This is a genomic window from uncultured Ruegeria sp., assembly GCF_947497005.1.
Classification (GTDB): domain Bacteria; phylum Pseudomonadota; class Alphaproteobacteria; order Rhodobacterales; family Rhodobacteraceae; genus Ruegeria.
Genome location: NZ_CANMFF010000028.1, coordinates 30694 through 44468, shown reverse-complemented (window position 1 = coordinate 44468; position 13775 = coordinate 30694). Strand labels below are relative to the sequence as shown.

Below are 13775 nucleotides of genomic sequence, written 5' to 3'. Positions count from 1 at the left end.
CCGACCAAGCCGCAAGTGGAAAATACACAAAAACAAAAGAAATTCTCAAAAAGTTCTTTAATCATTTATTTTCAATATCTTACTTTTACGTCGAGGCGACCGTTATCGCGCCAACCAGAGTAATTCCAAGCGGGCATCATTCGAAGAACGCCCAAGGCAAAAGACAACGCTACTACATATAGGGAGTCGACCAATGCCGGACACAAGGCCAAGCGACTCGGGCCAATGAAACGACTCGGAATTCCACCTGGATTCGTCGCAGAAAGTCTTCAATTTCAGATTTGGGCGCATTCCAAGTCCGAGAGACTCTCATAGTTCTGATGGCTCCTTCAGAGCACTAAGGTTCTGAACACCCATCTTGCACATCCCTCGGAGATACGGTCTGGTCGCGGCAATCTTATCTCTGGATCAAAAGCGGGACAGGCATGGCGCGCCACTTTCAGTTTCCTCTGGTCAGAACCGTCGGATTTGACGGAGCGCTTGTGACATTTGCGGACACGATGTCTGAGACCGCAAACCGGGCAGCTTTGGCGTTTCGATCCGAAGTGGATCGGCTTCAATGGGTTGAGGTCACCGAGTCGTCGGCCTCGCTGGGCTCGGCTTTTGTTCGGTTTGATACGCAACGCGTTTCCCATCAGCAGATGTTGCGCAAGCTTGAGGACCTGGTTGGCCAAAAGGACTGGTATACCACTCCATTACCAACGGGCCGCAGGCTGTGGCGTGTTCCTACTGTCTATGGAACCGACCTTGCGCCTCAGTTGGATGACGCGGCTGCTGCTGCTGGTCTGACGCCGGAAGACGCAATACGGCGGCTTGGACAATCCCGTGTGCGGGTTTTGACAATCGGGTTCGCCCCTGGGCAACCATACCTTGGACCATTGGCCCCCGAGTTCAATATTCCCCGGCTGCAAAACCTGACCCCCATGGTTCCCGAGGGTGCACTGGTTCTGGCGATCTCTCAATTTGTACTGTTTTCCGGACCAACCCCAACCGGATGGCGGCATGTCGGGCAAACCAACTTTCGGTGCTTCCGACCGGACGTGACAGAGACGTTCCCGCTGAGACCCGGAGACGAATTGTTGTTCGAGCCAGCCACCCGCGAAGAGCTGGAGCACATCCGGGCCAATAACAACGACGGCGCAGGCGGCGCCACCTGCGAGGAGATCACGCAATGACCCTGATCGTTCGCAGTATCGGCCCGGCTTGTACCATTCAGGATCAGGGGCGCAGCGGCTATCTGGATCAGGGCCTGTCCCGATCCGGAGCGGCCGACACTCTGGCCCTGCACGAAGGAGCTGCGTTGCTGCGGCAGAGCCCGGAGCTTGCCGCGCTGGAAATGGCCGGGATGGGTGGCGAGTTTGAGGCCACACAGAACATGCGCATTGCTTTGACCGGTGCCCGGATGCAGGCCAGTATTGATGGCAGCCCCGTGGTTTGGAACGCCTCACATCACTTGGACGCCGGACAAAGGCTGGCCATCGGGGCGGCTCTGCAAGGCAACTACGGCTATCTTCATTTGGGCGGCGGCATAGATTCCGAGGTTTTTCTAGGATCTCGTTCGGCACACCTGACGGCGCGGATCGGTCGGTCGGTGCAACAAGGTGACAGGCTGAGCTGCAGCCCTGATGCAGGCGACGCTGGATTGAAACTGACCCCTGCGGAACGCTTCTCGGGTGGAGTGTTGCGGGTTGTCCCCAGCTTTCAAACACCCTTGTTTGATGACGCAACGCTTGACAGATTTAGCCACACCTCATTCTATCGTGGCGCGCGCGCCAATCGGATGGGAATGCATGTGGACAGCGACGGCGACGGGTTTGCGGCCTCGGGACAGTTGAACATATTGTCCGAGGTGATCACCCCCGGTGATATCCAGATGACAGGCACCGGAGACCCGTTCATCCTGCTGCCGGAATGTCAGACCACGGGCGGGTATCCTCGCATCGCGACAGTTTTGCCCTGCGATATGTCCCGCGCGGCGCAGACGCCCGCAGGCGGAGCCATCCGCTTCGAGTTTGTCAGCATGGATCAGGCCAATGAATTGCACAAAGCGTTCTTGTCGGATCTTGCGCGACTGCCTGCAAAAGTCGAGGCGCTGGTGCGTGATCCGCATGATATCCCGGATCTGTTGTCCTACCAATTGATCGGCGGAGTGATCTCTGCCACCGACTAAGGAGATGTGCCGATGCCAAGCGTCGATCTGAATGCAGATATGGGGGAAAGCTTTGGCCCCTGGAAATTGGGCGATGACGAAAGCCTGCTGAGGATCATCACATCTGCCAATATTGCCTGTGGCTTTCATGCGGGCGACCCGGATGTGATGGCGACGACGATGCAACTGGCAGCCGAAAACAATGTGGGTATCGGCGCGCATCCCGGTTTTCCCGACCTGCAGGGTTTTGGTCGTCGGAACATGAAACTGCCCCATGACAATCTGCGAAACCTGGTGCGGTATCAGTTGGGTGCGGCAATGGGCATGGCCAGGGCGGTTGGCACCAAAGTGCGGCACCTCAAACTGCACGGTGCGCTGGCCAATATGTGTTCGGCCGATATCGATATGGCGCGGGCCTGTTATCAGGGCGCGCTGGACGTCGATCCCGACATCATCGTGATGGTTCTTGCGGCGACAAAACAGGAAGACGCCGTGCGCGAGCTGGGGTGTAAATGGGTGGGCGAGATCTTTGCCGACCGCGCCTATAATGACGATGGCACATTGGTCGACCGCAGCCTGCCCGGTGCTGTAATCCACGACGCCGATGTTGCCGGGCCACGCATCCTGAACATGGTCCGCGAAGGCGCAATCATCACGGAAAGCGGCAATCGGCTGGAGACATCCATCGACACGATCTGCCTGCACGGGGACGGCCCAACGGCAGTTCAAATCGCCCGCTCGGTTCGCGAAAGCCTGATCAGGGGCGGTGTCGAGGTCACGAAATTCACCCGCTGACCATCCTGCGTTAACTTCAACGTTCCAAGTTCACGACTGTTGCCCGTGCAGGCTTCAGCGCCTAGCATGGCAGGCAAGTGCATGTTCTGAATACTACAATTTCAAACAATGCGTTGACCCACAGCGGGCAAGCGCAAGGAGATCGTCGAATGTCATTTGATCTGATGTCTTATCAGCCCCGGGGCGACAAGAAGAATTCGGACTTCTTCAACGAGTACCTGCCGAAAATCTTTGATCGCCGTACAAGCTCTGGCATTGCGGATCAGGTCGGACCGATGCGTGCCATCGTCATTCAGGTCGAACCTGATGCGCTGTTCGACACAATGGTCGAGCTTTACGTGATGACGCCCTATCGACACACTGCCAGCTATCTGGGACGGACCCACAAATTCTCGGTCCTGCATTCGCATTCCGACTACCCGGCGCTGATTTTGATGGCCCCGCTCAGCCCCGGTTTTGAAGACTTCATACCCCGCATCAATCGCATGTATCCCCTGGCGCGCAACATGCCGCAGACGCGCTATGTTGGCGAGGTTTTCGCGGCCTGTGATCTGAACGCACTGACGGGAACGCTTGAGGAGCAGAATATTCGCTTCGAGTATTCCGGCGACACCGAAAACCCGTTCTACACATCGGACGGATTCCGGTTCACCACACCGTCCGATTTCACGTGCAACCGGGTTGGGTATTCAACTCATGACTTCAACGACACCGACAGCCTTGGCCTTGGCGATCGCGTGTTGCTGAGCGACTCAGAGCAGGCCCGTCTGGAACAGGCCGCTGCCTTCGGATCCGAAAGCAAGATCGCCCCGCTCATGCTGGGAATCGACCATCTTGCGACACGGGTGCTGGCGGGTGAGCGCGAGGATGCAATCCTCGAATTCCTGACTATGGTGCCCTACTATTTCTGGGGCGCTTACAACATCTTCGACATGAACTCGTCGACCAACGTGAACCGCAACGCCAGCGTGGATGACGACAAGAAATCCCCAGCCAAGGTGTTCACCGCAAATAACACGCCATCTTTCGTCAACTCCTTCGCCAAACTGCCGATGCCGACCGAGGATTTCGTACGTAATTTTGGCCGTCGCCTGCATCACATGGCTGTCGAGATTCAGGATGGCGATCACGGTGCAGGGGAAAAGAACGTCGATTTCGTTGTGAACACCCTGAAGGACAAGGGCGTGCCATTCCTGGCCCATGTGGTAGGCGAGTGCAAGGACGACCCGAACCTGAAACAGATCTTCTCGAAACACTCAAAACACACCCTACTGATCACCGAATATATCGAGCGGTGTCACAAGTATGATGGGTTCTTCACCAAGGACAACGTCGCCGCCCTGACAGCCGCCGCCGGACAGGATGAACAATACCAGCACGGCCACGTTTTCGATTAAAAAAAGGGCCGCGGAACACCGCAGCCCAGACCCATTCAGGAGAGAATATGCCGAGCCTTATGATGGCCCGATCATGAAACAGGTGACGTTGCGGGCCTGCAGACGGCGACAAGCCAGGTCGGCCTGTTCGCGGGTCATGCCCTGAAATGTTGCGTCGAAACCACGCGAGCTTTGGTTCACCTTGCGCAGCGTACCTTCCAGCGTGGTCATTTCTGACAATGCAGTTTTCAGCAGGATCTTCTCGGCCTCGTACCGTGTGGTATAGCGGCCCACATTGACCCCCCACAAATGCCCACCAGACGAGGACAGGCGGGTAACGACCTCCTGCTCAGGCTCGGGCTGATTGGGGGTTTCGGTCGAAGCCAGCACCAGATTGTCCGGACGCAATGCCGGGCGGGTATCTGAGGTTTCGACCGGAGGCGCGGTAGGTGCGATATCCGCTTCAGCTATGGCGGCCGCAATACCGCTGGTGATGCGGTCGCTGTTCTGATCGGCCGCGGCTGCAACCGCACTTGCGACTTGTGTCGCGGCCGTCGGTCTGACAACCGGGCGCAGACTGGATTTCGGCGCGCCGCTCAGGCGCGCCACCTGCGTGCTCGTGCCCAATCCGGTATTGCCTGCATAGGCCGGGCGTGCCGGTTTACGAATGGGTGCACGCGACGGCGCACGACGGAAACCCATATCCAGAAGTTCCGCAACCTTGGCATTCCGCGAGGCGCCGGATTTTCCGCCAAAGACGGTTGCGATGATCCGTTCGTCCTTGCGTTTTGCCGACGCCACCAGGTTAAAGCCCGCGGCACGGGTGTACCCGGTCTTGATACCGTCAGCCCCTTTGTAGGCAGCCAGCAGGCGGCGGTTGGTGTTGGGCACAGTCTTGATTCCCGCATGCGTCGATTGACGCGAGAACAGGTTGTAGTACTGCGGGTAATCATAGAGCAGATGCCGTCCCAGCGTGGTCATGTCGCGCGCAGTCGAAAGATGCCCCGACTCGGTCAGACCATGAGCGTTCTTGAATGTCGTGCGGCTCATCCCCATCGATTTGGCAGTCCGGGTCATGCGGCGCGCAAAGGCCGCCTCGGATCCGCTGATGGCAATCCCGATGGCGGTGGCCGCATCATTGGCCGATTTCACTGCAGCCGCGCGGATCAGATAGCGGAACGCAATCGTCTGGCCTGAGCGCAGGCCCAGCTTCGACGGCGGTTCTGCTGCTGCCTTTTTGGTGATCCGAACCTGAGTATCCAGCGCGATCTCACCGTTTCGCACCGCCTCGAACGCAACATAAAGCGTCATCATCTTGGTCAGCGAAGCCGGGTGCAGTCGGGTATCGGCATTGCGCGAATGCAGAACCTCTCCGGTTCGGGCATCAATCACCATTGCCGCGTAAGGTGCCGCCATGGATTTGAGTGGCGCAAACGCCAGCACACATAGCAACGCTATAAGGAATAAGCCCATTCGGGCCGGAACTGTCCGCCGAATCTGCACGGTTTTTGCCTCTGTCTGCCTCGCGCCGCCGGCTTTTCCCGGTCGGCAAATTATATTTTATTATCCTCAAGGCTATCACAGAGACCCAATGAAATAAACTGAAAGCTGAGCTTTTCGCGGTTTCGTTATGCGCCGGAACTGCCGCTATATCTAGACAGAACCGGCACCGAACCCACAAAATGTGTGATTGCGGCAGAAATTCGTCCTTGCCTGAGCGGGTTTTTGTGGAACTGCGGCCAAAAGGCAACATTACTTCAGGCTGTGCACCAGATCGGCCAGATCACCCAAATCCCTCAATTCACGGAATCGGGGGCAGTCGACCGGGGCATCGGCATGCTCCACCTCCCAGACAAGGCCGTGCGGGACATAGACACCCCAGCATCCTGCCTGAATCGGAGCCACAACGTCGGACCGCATGGAATTTCCAACCATCATCGCGGCCGCCGGGCCATCACCGTATTGCTCAAATACGGACTGGTATGTTCCGGGTGTCTTTTCCGATACGATTTCCACCGCCTCGAACAGATCGCCCAGACCGGATTGAGCAAGTTTGCGCTCCTGATCAATCAGATCCCCCTTGGTGATCAAGACAACTCTGTAAAAGCCGGTCATACCTTCCACGGCTTCGCGGGCATGGGGCAACAACTCGATGGGATAGGCCAGCATCTCTTGCCCGGCTTCGATCAATTGTCGAATAACCGAGGCCGGAACACGGTCATCCGTGACTTCTATAGCGGTTTCAATCATCGACAGGACAAATCCCTTGATGCCATAGCCGTAATGGCGAATGTTGCGTTTTTCCGCCGCAAGAAGACGCTCCATCAGATGGTCCCGGTCGGCGTGATCAGACAGCAATTCGGCAAAATGGGCCTGCGTCAGCTGAAAAAACCGCTCGTTATGCCAAAGGGTATCGTCGGCATCGAATCCGATTGTCGTCAGTTTTTCCGCCATCTGTTTACGCCCGCTTGCTCTTTTCACCAGCCGTGCCCACGTTATATAAGCGCGAGGATAAACCCCAAGCCTGAATCGGACAGTTGCCTACGATGCTGGAAAACACCTGGATGATGTCTGACGAACCTGACGACGACAATGAGGCGTCCGTTCTGTTGCAGACGCGCCCAAAAACCAAGCGTCCGCCTTTGTACAAGGTGCTGTTGCTGAATGACGATTACACTCCGATGGAGTTCGTGGTTCATGTGCTGGAGCGATTCTTCGGCATGACCCACGCCGAGGCGTTCGAGATCATGCTGACCGTGCATAAAAAGGGTGTAGCAGTCGTTGGCGTCTTCAGTCACGAGATTGCCGAGACCAAAGTTGGCCAGGTGATGGATTTTGCCCGCAGGCACCAGCACCCGCTGCAATGCACCATGGAACGCGAAGAATAAGGCTTTTCGCCTGACGCTCACCCACTTTCTGTCGGAATTGCCCATGTCCCCTCGCCTGGAACTTGCATTGCAAAACGGCCTGTTGCTGTCGCAATCCCTGTCTGTGATCTGCCCCACGCCGGACCATAATCTTTCGGTGCTGCCAAAAGGGGTTCAAGTGGTGCAGCCCTTCAAACCTTTTCACGACCATTTCGGGGCGCTTGGCTTCGAAACAGTGCCCGTAGCTGAAAGCCCGTGTCAGAATGCCCTTGTCTTTCTGCCGCGCGCCAAGGCTTTGGCGAAGGCGATGATCCAGCAGGCCAGCTCACGGGCGGGTGGCTATGTCGTTGTCGATGGGGCAAAAACCGACGGTGTAGACAGTATTCTGAAAGATGTGCGCAAGAGGGTCTCGGTCGAAGGGCCTCTGTCCAAAGCGCATGGCAAGATTTTCTGGTTTTATGCAGATGCTCAAGCCTTTGCCGATTGGGCCGCACCAAAGGCGCAGATGGTCGATGGATACCAGACGGCGCCAGGTGTGTTTTCGGCGGACGGTACCGATCCCGCCTCAGCTATGCTATTGAAAACCTTTCCCGCCAAACTTGGACCTCGCGTGGCCGATCTGGGCGCGGGCTGGGGGTATTTATCCGCAGGCATCCTGAAGCGTGACGGAGTGAAATCCGTGCATCTGGTCGAAGCAGACCATGCGGCTCTCAATTGTGCGCATATCAACGCATCAGACCCAAAGGCCCGGTTTTACTGGTCCGATGCCGTGACATGGACCGCACCAGAGCCTATCGATACGGTCGTTATGAACCCCCCGTTTCACACGTCGCGCAGCGCGGATCCCGCGTTGGGTCAGGGTTTCATCGCCGCAGCAGCCCGCAATCTGACGCGCAACGGAACCTTGTGGATGGTCGCCAACCGCCATCTTCCTTATGAAGCAACACTGAACGATCACTTCGCTCAGGTTCGTGAAGCCGCCGGCGACAACCGGTTCAAGGTGTTCCAGGCCTCTCGCCCTCGGCGTTAAGGCCCGCTAACCTGCCCCACAATTCAGGAGGATTCGGATGTCCTTTTCCATCGCAGGTAAGACAGCAATCGTAACTGGCGGAGCCAATGGTATCGGTCTGGCCATAGGGCGGCATTTCGCGGATGCGGGCGCAAACGTCATGTTCGCCGACATGGATGAAAAACGCCTGGTCGATGAACTGGGCGAACAGGCAGACGACGGCAACATCCGCTATTTTGCCGGGGATCTGCGCGAAAAGCTGACCATTGCCAACCTGCTGTCAGCCACACTGGATGCGTTTGATCAGGTGGATATCCTGATCAACGGCGCGCGTCAGGTGATCCCGTCTGATCCGCTGGACCCCGATGACGATTCCATGCGCACCTTGCTGAACCAGAACCTGATGCCTGCCCTACGGCTGAGTCAGCTGGCCGCGAAACGCATGATCAAACAGGCCGGGGATGATGATGAAAATCCGGCAGGCTCGATCATCAACCTGTCTTCCATTGCAGCTCGCCGCACGCATCCCGATCTGTTGGCTTATTCCGTGTCGACTGCAGCGTTGGATCAAATGACCCGGTCGTTGGCCGTGGCGCTGGCACCGAACCGCATCCGGGTCAATTCGATCGCGCTCGGCTCGGTCATGAGTGCTTCGCTGCAATCGACGCTGAAAGAAAACCGCGATTTCCGCGACGATATCGAAAAGCACACGCCGCTGGCGCGTATCGCCTCGGCGACCGAGCTGACTGAAACCGCGCAGTATCTGGCATCCGATGCAGCCGGTTTTATCACGGGTCAAATCCTGACAATCGATGGCGGTCGTACATTGCTTGACCCTGTCGCAGCACCTGCACATTGAGACCCATGTTCGACACAGAAAAAACCACCGCCTCCGCCTGGTTTCGCCAATTGCGCGGCGACATTGTTGCCGCGTTCGAAGCCCTAGAAGACAGCCACGACACCGGCCCGTTCTCTGACGCAAAACCCGGCCGGTTCGAGGTCAAGGAAACCACACGCCAGTCCGAGGACGGTTCGGACGCAGGTGGCGGTCTGATGTCCGTGATGCGCGGTGGGCGTGTGTTTGAAAAGGTCGGGGTCAATGTCTCAACCGTGTACGGCACACTAGGCGAACGCGCACAACAGGCAATGGCTGCTCGCAAAGGCATCCCTGGTATGATTGAGGATCCGCGGTTCTGGGCTTCGGGGATCAGCCTGGTGGCGCATATGCAGAACCCGCATGTCCCGGCGGTGCACATGAACACACGCATGTTCTGGACTCCGCACGCCTGGTGGTTCGGAGGCGGATCGGACCTGAACCCGTGCATCGAGTATGACAAAGATACAGCGCATTTTCACGCGACGCAGAAGGCGCATCTGGACCCGCATGGGCCCGGGCATTATCCGCGCCTGAAAGACTGGGCAGATGAGTATTTCTATATTCCACACCGCAAACGTGCACGCGGTGTGGGCGGGATATTCATGGATGATTATTGCTCCGGGGCCTGGCGGGCCGATTTCGCCCTGACGCAGGATATCGGTCGGGCTTTCCTGCCTGCATTCCTGCCCTTGGTCGAAAAGCGACGCGTGCAGGGCTTCTCGGATGCCGACAAGACCGCTCAGCTGGTGCATCGTGGTCTTTATGCGGAATACAACCTTGTTTACGACCGTGGCACCAAATTCGGGCTGGAAACCGGCCATGACCCGGATGCTGTTCTGATGAGCTTACCGCCGATGGCGAAATGGGTCTGACGCTCAGAACGTGTCCATGATGAAGTTGTCGTAGCAGTAGTTCTGCGCCGACACCGCCGACATGTTTGCCCCCACCTTCCTGACGGTGACGGAATACCCCGGCTTGGTATCCGCACCCGGTGGCGAAGTCAGGGCAAACTGAACTGTTCGCACACCGGGCTCATAGGCCCGCCAGATATAGATCCGCTGGTTGTTTGGAACACCCAGAGTACGCAGCGCATAATCGCCAATTCCGCACCAATAGTTCACAGGTGCCGACGACCCGACAGCCTTGACCTCGTAGACCCCATCCGGCAGCGGTGTGATCTCGGTACGGAATTGCGGTCGGACAGACAGGCCGAAACCAACGGCCCCAGCCAGAGCAGGCATCAACACAAGCACAGCAGGGGCGAAAATCTTAACAAAACGCATGATCCTGGTATCCCGAAATAAGGGTTCCGATACTAATAGCATAGCCGGGACGACCTGCGAGTAAAGTGGGACAAACCGGGTGTGAGCATACGCTTACTGCGCTCGAGAATTTCTTCTACCTAAATTACGGGAAAGCAGTACACTACCTGTAACGTATTGGTTCACTGCAGATTACTGGCCTAAACCATTGAGCAAGAACTTTCCCAAAGACTGGTTCGATTTCCCGCCCGAGAAATACGCCGATCTGGGTGCTATGTTCTATCTGGCAGGGCTGACGAAAACGCATCAAAATCGCAGCCTGGCGCAGGTTCTGTATGCGTTCGAAACCCCGTTTCGTCTGGGCCAGTATCAGGTCTTCCGACAAAATGGCTATCCACGTGGCTTTGTCACTTTTGCCGGGCTCAGCCCCGAGGCCGAATACCACTATGCCGTGCAGGAAAAACCCCTCATGGACAGGGATTTCACCAGTGGATCGTCGTTCTGGATCATCGATCTGGTGGCCCCGTTTGGACAGACCAGCCAAATTGTTGATATCCTCAAACAAGAAATCCCTCATCCGCGCGTACGTACCAACCGGATGGACAGCGACATGACACGCAACCGCATTGTCGAATGGGCGCGGGATGAATCAGGTGAGGTCCATATGCGCCTGTATCGAAAGAAGGAGTTTGAACGCGTGTTGCAGCAAGGCGAGGGTTAATTGGTTTCTGTTCCAATCACAGGCGAACTGACCGGTGATGTGACCGGGTTCCCACCCAATGTGGAGATGGGACAACCCACGCTGAACAATGGAACATTCAACGCGATCACACAAACCTGGGCAATTGCGACGCCGCCCGCCAACGGTACCGCGTCAATAGACGCGAGCACAGGAGAGTGGACCTATACCGTCGATCCGACTTATTTCGATGGTCTGGATAAAGGTGAAGTTGTCTTCGATTCATTTTTCATCAGCGTCTCGGGCACAACGCAAATCGGCGCGTTTACTCTTCCGTTCACTGGCACACCGAACCCGGTGGAAGTGGTCATCAGAATAGAAGGCGTCTGTTTCGCTGCCGGAACTTTGATCGAGACTGAAGACGGCCCGCGCGCCATAGAAACACTTGGTATCGGGCACAGGGTGAATACCGCCGATCACGGGCTGCAACCTATTCGCTGGATCGAAAGCAGTATGATTCCGCCCGAACGGTTATGCGATGAACCCGCGATGCGGCCTGTTCGTATCTCGGCGGACAGTCTGGGTCCGAATTCGCCCTCACAGGACCTTCTGGTGTCACAGCAGCACCGGATTCTGGTGAAGGGCCCGAAAGTCGAATTGTTTTTTGGCGAACGAGAAGCGCTGATTGCTGCCAAACACCTGTGCGGATGGCCAGGAATCGAAATCGATACATCGATTGAATGGGTTCAGTATCTGCACATCCTGCTGGATCGACATGAAATCCTGAGCGCCGATGGTGCCCAGGCCGAAAGCCTGTTTCTGGGGGAAGAGGCGCTGTACACACTGTCCTCAGACGCACTGCGGGAACTGGCAGCAATATTCCCGGATGGGCCAGTTTCCGGTTATACCGGGTTCGGGCGCGCCGCACGTCTTATTCTACGCGAACATGAAGCCCGCGCACTTGCCTGAGATTAAGTACTGGTCGCTATGCGCCCGCCGACATCCTGCGGAGCCAATGCGACCGTTTTGATCACCGCGTGACAAAGGCTGCCCGGTTGCAGGTTCAGTGCGGCAACGGATCGACGCGTGACCCGCGCCAGAACATTTCCCGCCGGGGTCTTTACCGACACGATCGCGCCCGGCCCCTCGCCCGATCGGATCGACTCGACCGTGCCGCTGAGCACGTTCAGCGCCGACAGCCCCTCGGGCTTTTGGTTGGACAGGATTACTTCCTGCGCCGGAATGCGGATACGCAGATGGGCTCCGACCTCATGTTCGATGCGGGGCAGAAACAGCCTCGCTCCATTGGCGTTCAATTCCGTCAACCCGTCGGAGTGGTGTTTCAGAACTCGAACCTCCAATACAGCCCCAACGGCACGGACACCGGCCGGGGCTACCGACGGATCGGCAAGAACTTCGGATGCGGGCCCGTGACGAACGGCCTTGCCGTCCTGCAACACCACGACGGACGTGGCCAATCGTGCCACTTCGGCAGCCGAATGGGTCACATACAGAATGGGAACAGACACCTCATCTCTGAGACGCTCGAAATAAGGCAGGATTTCCGCTTTTCGGGCATCATCCAACGCCGCCAGAGGTTCGTCCGCAAGGATCAATCTGGGGCTTGCCAACAAGGCCCGCCCGATGGCCACGCGCTGTTTCTCACCGCCTGACAACCCGGCAGGTCTGCGGTCCAGAATGTGACCGATGCCCAGCATGTCGATGACCTTGTCGGGATCTTCGCGTCGTGTATTCTTCGGAGCGAACCATCGCCCAAAAGCAAGGTTCTGGCGCACAGTCAAATGAGGGAACAACCGCCCTTCCTGAAAAATGTACCCCAATCGACGCCGATGCGGCGGCAACCAATACGCTTGCTCCGAGTCGAACAGAACCCAGTCATCCACGGCCACTCGCCCCGCCTGTGGCCGCAGTAACCCTGCCACTGCGTTGACGATGGTGGTCTTGCCCGATCCGGAACGCCCAAATAGCACCGTCACGCCCGGTGGCGCATCAAAACTGACGTCCAGATCGATCCCCGGCAGATGGTGGTGTAACCGAACAGACAGGCTCATGATCCGGCCACCCGCGCGGCAGCGCGTCGTCCGACATATTCCGACAGCAACAACGCGCTCATCGCGATGACGATCGAGATCAAAACCAGTCGAGTCGCTGCGGCCTCGCCACCCGGCACCTGCAAGAATGCGTAAACTGCCGAAGGTAGTGTTTGCGTCTGACCCGGAATATTGGACACGAAGGTAATCGTCGCACCGAATTCACCCATGGCCTTGGCGAAAGCCAAAATGGCCCCCGCTATGACCCCGGGCAAAATCATCGGCAAGGTCACCGTGAGAAACACCATCGCGCGCGACGCGCCCAGCGTGGCTCCTGCCTGTTCCAGTTTCGGGTCCACCGCTTCGACAGACAAACGAATTGCCCGGACCATCAAAGGGAAGGCCATGATCCCGGCTGCAAGCGCCGCACCTGTCCAGCGAAAAGCCACGACGATCCCGAACTCTGCCAGAAACCTCCCTAGCGGCCCCTGAATGCCGAAGGTCAGCAACAACAGATAACCCGTGACAACCGGTGGTAGGATCAGCGGTAAATGCACCAGACCGTTCAATACCTGCCGCCCGGGAAACCGCCAACGCGCCAGAGCGTAGGCCACAATAATCCCAAACGGCAAGGTCGCCAGCGTCGCCCAGAAGGACACGCGCAGAGAGAGCTTCAAGGCTTCAATTTCAGCAGGGCCCAACCAATCCAA

At 57.4% G+C, this 13775-nt stretch carries 16 protein-coding genes; 11 read left to right on the top strand and 5 right to left on the bottom strand.

Annotated elements, in window-relative coordinates:
- From Q0816_RS23865 to Q0816_RS23845, 5 genes are all read left to right on the top strand, one after another.
- On the top strand, positions 1-182 hold a 182-nt coding region (locus Q0816_RS23865), incomplete at its 5' end, for a hypothetical protein (RefSeq protein ID WP_298855415.1).
- Positions 183-425: 243 nt separating this feature from the next.
- On the top strand, positions 426-1175 hold the full coding sequence (locus Q0816_RS23860) for a carboxyltransferase domain-containing protein (protein WP_298855414.1): 750 nt from the start codon (positions 426-428) through the stop codon (positions 1173-1175).
- Positions 1172-2170, top strand: a complete 999-nt coding sequence (locus tag Q0816_RS23855) for a biotin-dependent carboxyltransferase family protein (protein WP_298855413.1) — start codon at positions 1172-1174, stop codon at positions 2168-2170. The genes Q0816_RS23860 and Q0816_RS23855 overlap by 4 nt, the downstream gene beginning before the upstream one ends.
- 12 nt (positions 2171-2182) lie before the next feature.
- Positions 2183-2944, top strand: coding sequence for a 5-oxoprolinase subunit PxpA (locus tag Q0816_RS23850; protein ID WP_298855412.1), 762 nt, complete (start codon positions 2183-2185; stop codon positions 2942-2944).
- Positions 2945-3093: 149 nt separating this feature from the next.
- On the top strand, positions 3094-4341 hold the full coding sequence (locus tag Q0816_RS23845) for a hypothetical protein (RefSeq protein ID WP_298855410.1): 1248 nt from the start codon (positions 3094-3096) through the stop codon (positions 4339-4341).
- Positions 4342-4398: 57 nt separating this feature from the next.
- Here the strand turns inward: Q0816_RS23845 and Q0816_RS23840 are convergent, their stop codons facing one another.
- Both Q0816_RS23840 and Q0816_RS23835 read right to left on the bottom strand, forming a co-directional pair.
- A complete protein-coding gene (locus tag Q0816_RS23840) occupies positions 4399-5793 on the bottom strand; it encodes a D-alanyl-D-alanine carboxypeptidase family protein (RefSeq protein WP_298855407.1) in 1395 nt (464 codons plus the stop codon).
- A gap of 279 nt (positions 5794-6072) precedes the next feature.
- The gene (locus tag Q0816_RS23835; RefSeq protein ID WP_298855405.1) at positions 6073-6774 is read right to left on the bottom strand and encodes an HAD family hydrolase; all 702 of its coding nucleotides are present in this window, start codon (positions 6772-6774) and stop codon (positions 6073-6075) included.
- Positions 6775-6866: 92 nt separating this feature from the next.
- On the opposite strand from Q0816_RS23835, the gene clpS reads away from it, so the two are divergent.
- From clpS to hemF, 4 genes are read left to right on the top strand one after another with little or no spacing between them, the layout of a single operon-like run.
- The gene (gene clpS, locus Q0816_RS23830; RefSeq protein WP_298855404.1) at positions 6867-7208 is read left to right on the top strand and encodes an ATP-dependent Clp protease adapter ClpS; all 342 of its coding nucleotides are present in this window, start codon (positions 6867-6869) and stop codon (positions 7206-7208) included.
- 43 nt (positions 7209-7251) lie between these two features.
- Entirely contained in the window at positions 7252-8217 is a 966-nt protein-coding gene (locus tag Q0816_RS23825) for a class I SAM-dependent methyltransferase (protein WP_298855403.1), read from the top strand.
- Between the two features lie 37 nt (positions 8218-8254).
- Entirely contained in the window at positions 8255-9055 is an 801-nt protein-coding gene (locus tag Q0816_RS23820) for an SDR family oxidoreductase (protein WP_298855401.1), read from the top strand.
- A gap of 5 nt (positions 9056-9060) precedes the next feature.
- Positions 9061-9945 carry an oxygen-dependent coproporphyrinogen oxidase gene (gene hemF, locus Q0816_RS23815; protein WP_298855400.1) on the top strand — a complete coding sequence of 295 codons (885 nt, stop codon included), beginning with the start codon at positions 9061-9063 and terminating at the stop codon, positions 9943-9945.
- Positions 9946-9948: 3 nt separating this feature from the next.
- On the opposite strand, the gene Q0816_RS23810 is transcribed toward hemF, so the two are convergent.
- Complete coding sequence (locus tag Q0816_RS23810) at positions 9949-10356, bottom strand: hypothetical protein (protein WP_298855398.1); 408 nt, start codon at positions 10354-10356, stop codon at positions 9949-9951.
- A 187-nt stretch (positions 10357-10543) separates the two neighbouring features.
- On the opposite strand from Q0816_RS23810, the gene Q0816_RS23805 reads away from it, so the two are divergent.
- Together Q0816_RS23805 and Q0816_RS23800 are read left to right on the top strand one after the other, a co-directional pair.
- On the top strand, positions 10544-11056 hold the full coding sequence (locus Q0816_RS23805) for a toxin-activating lysine-acyltransferase (RefSeq protein WP_298855396.1): 513 nt from the start codon (positions 10544-10546) through the stop codon (positions 11054-11056).
- Positions 11057-11983, top strand: coding sequence for a Hint domain-containing protein (locus Q0816_RS23800; RefSeq protein ID WP_298855394.1), 927 nt, complete (start codon positions 11057-11059; stop codon positions 11981-11983).
- 2 nt (positions 11984-11985) lie between these two features.
- Here Q0816_RS23800 and modC read toward each other — a convergent pair whose 3' ends face one another.
- Both modC and modB read right to left on the bottom strand, forming a co-directional pair.
- The gene (modC, locus tag Q0816_RS23795) at positions 11986-13086 is read right to left on the bottom strand and encodes a molybdenum ABC transporter ATP-binding protein (RefSeq protein ID WP_298855393.1); all 1101 of its coding nucleotides are present in this window, start codon (positions 13084-13086) and stop codon (positions 11986-11988) included.
- Complete coding sequence (gene modB / locus Q0816_RS23790; protein ID WP_298855416.1) at positions 13083-13775, bottom strand: molybdate ABC transporter permease subunit; 693 nt, start codon at positions 13773-13775, stop codon at positions 13083-13085. The genes modC and modB overlap by 4 nt, the downstream gene beginning before the upstream one ends.

Excerpts from the sequence above, each read along its gene's own strand:
- Q0816_RS23860 (WP_298855414.1), top strand. The coding sequence starts at position 426 with ATGGCGCGCCACTTTCAGTTTCCTCTGGTCAGAACCGTCGGATTTGAC.
- Q0816_RS23855 (WP_298855413.1), top strand. The coding sequence starts at position 1,172 with ATGACCCTGATCGTTCGCAGTATCGGCCCGGCTTGTACCATTCAGGAT.
- Q0816_RS23850 (WP_298855412.1), top strand. The coding sequence starts at position 2,183 with ATGCCAAGCGTCGATCTGAATGCAGATATGGGGGAAAGCTTTGGCCCC.
- Q0816_RS23845 (WP_298855410.1), top strand. The coding sequence starts at position 3,094 with ATGTCATTTGATCTGATGTCTTATCAGCCCCGGGGCGACAAGAAGAAT.
- Q0816_RS23840 (WP_298855407.1), bottom strand. The coding sequence starts at position 5,793 with ATGGGCTTATTCCTTATAGCGTTGCTATGTGTGCTGGCGTTTGCGCCA.
- Q0816_RS23835 (WP_298855405.1), bottom strand. The coding sequence starts at position 6,774 with ATGGCGGAAAAACTGACGACAATCGGATTCGATGCCGACGATACCCTT.
- clpS (WP_298855404.1), top strand. The coding sequence starts at position 6,867 with ATGCTGGAAAACACCTGGATGATGTCTGACGAACCTGACGACGACAAT.
- Q0816_RS23825 (WP_298855403.1), top strand. The coding sequence starts at position 7,252 with ATGTCCCCTCGCCTGGAACTTGCATTGCAAAACGGCCTGTTGCTGTCG.
- Q0816_RS23820 (WP_298855401.1), top strand. The coding sequence starts at position 8,255 with ATGTCCTTTTCCATCGCAGGTAAGACAGCAATCGTAACTGGCGGAGCC.
- hemF (WP_298855400.1), top strand. The coding sequence starts at position 9,061 with ATGTTCGACACAGAAAAAACCACCGCCTCCGCCTGGTTTCGCCAATTG.
- Q0816_RS23810 (WP_298855398.1), bottom strand. The coding sequence starts at position 10,356 with ATGCGTTTTGTTAAGATTTTCGCCCCTGCTGTGCTTGTGTTGATGCCT.
- modC (WP_298855393.1), bottom strand. The coding sequence starts at position 13,086 with ATGAGCCTGTCTGTTCGGTTACACCACCATCTGCCGGGGATCGATCTG.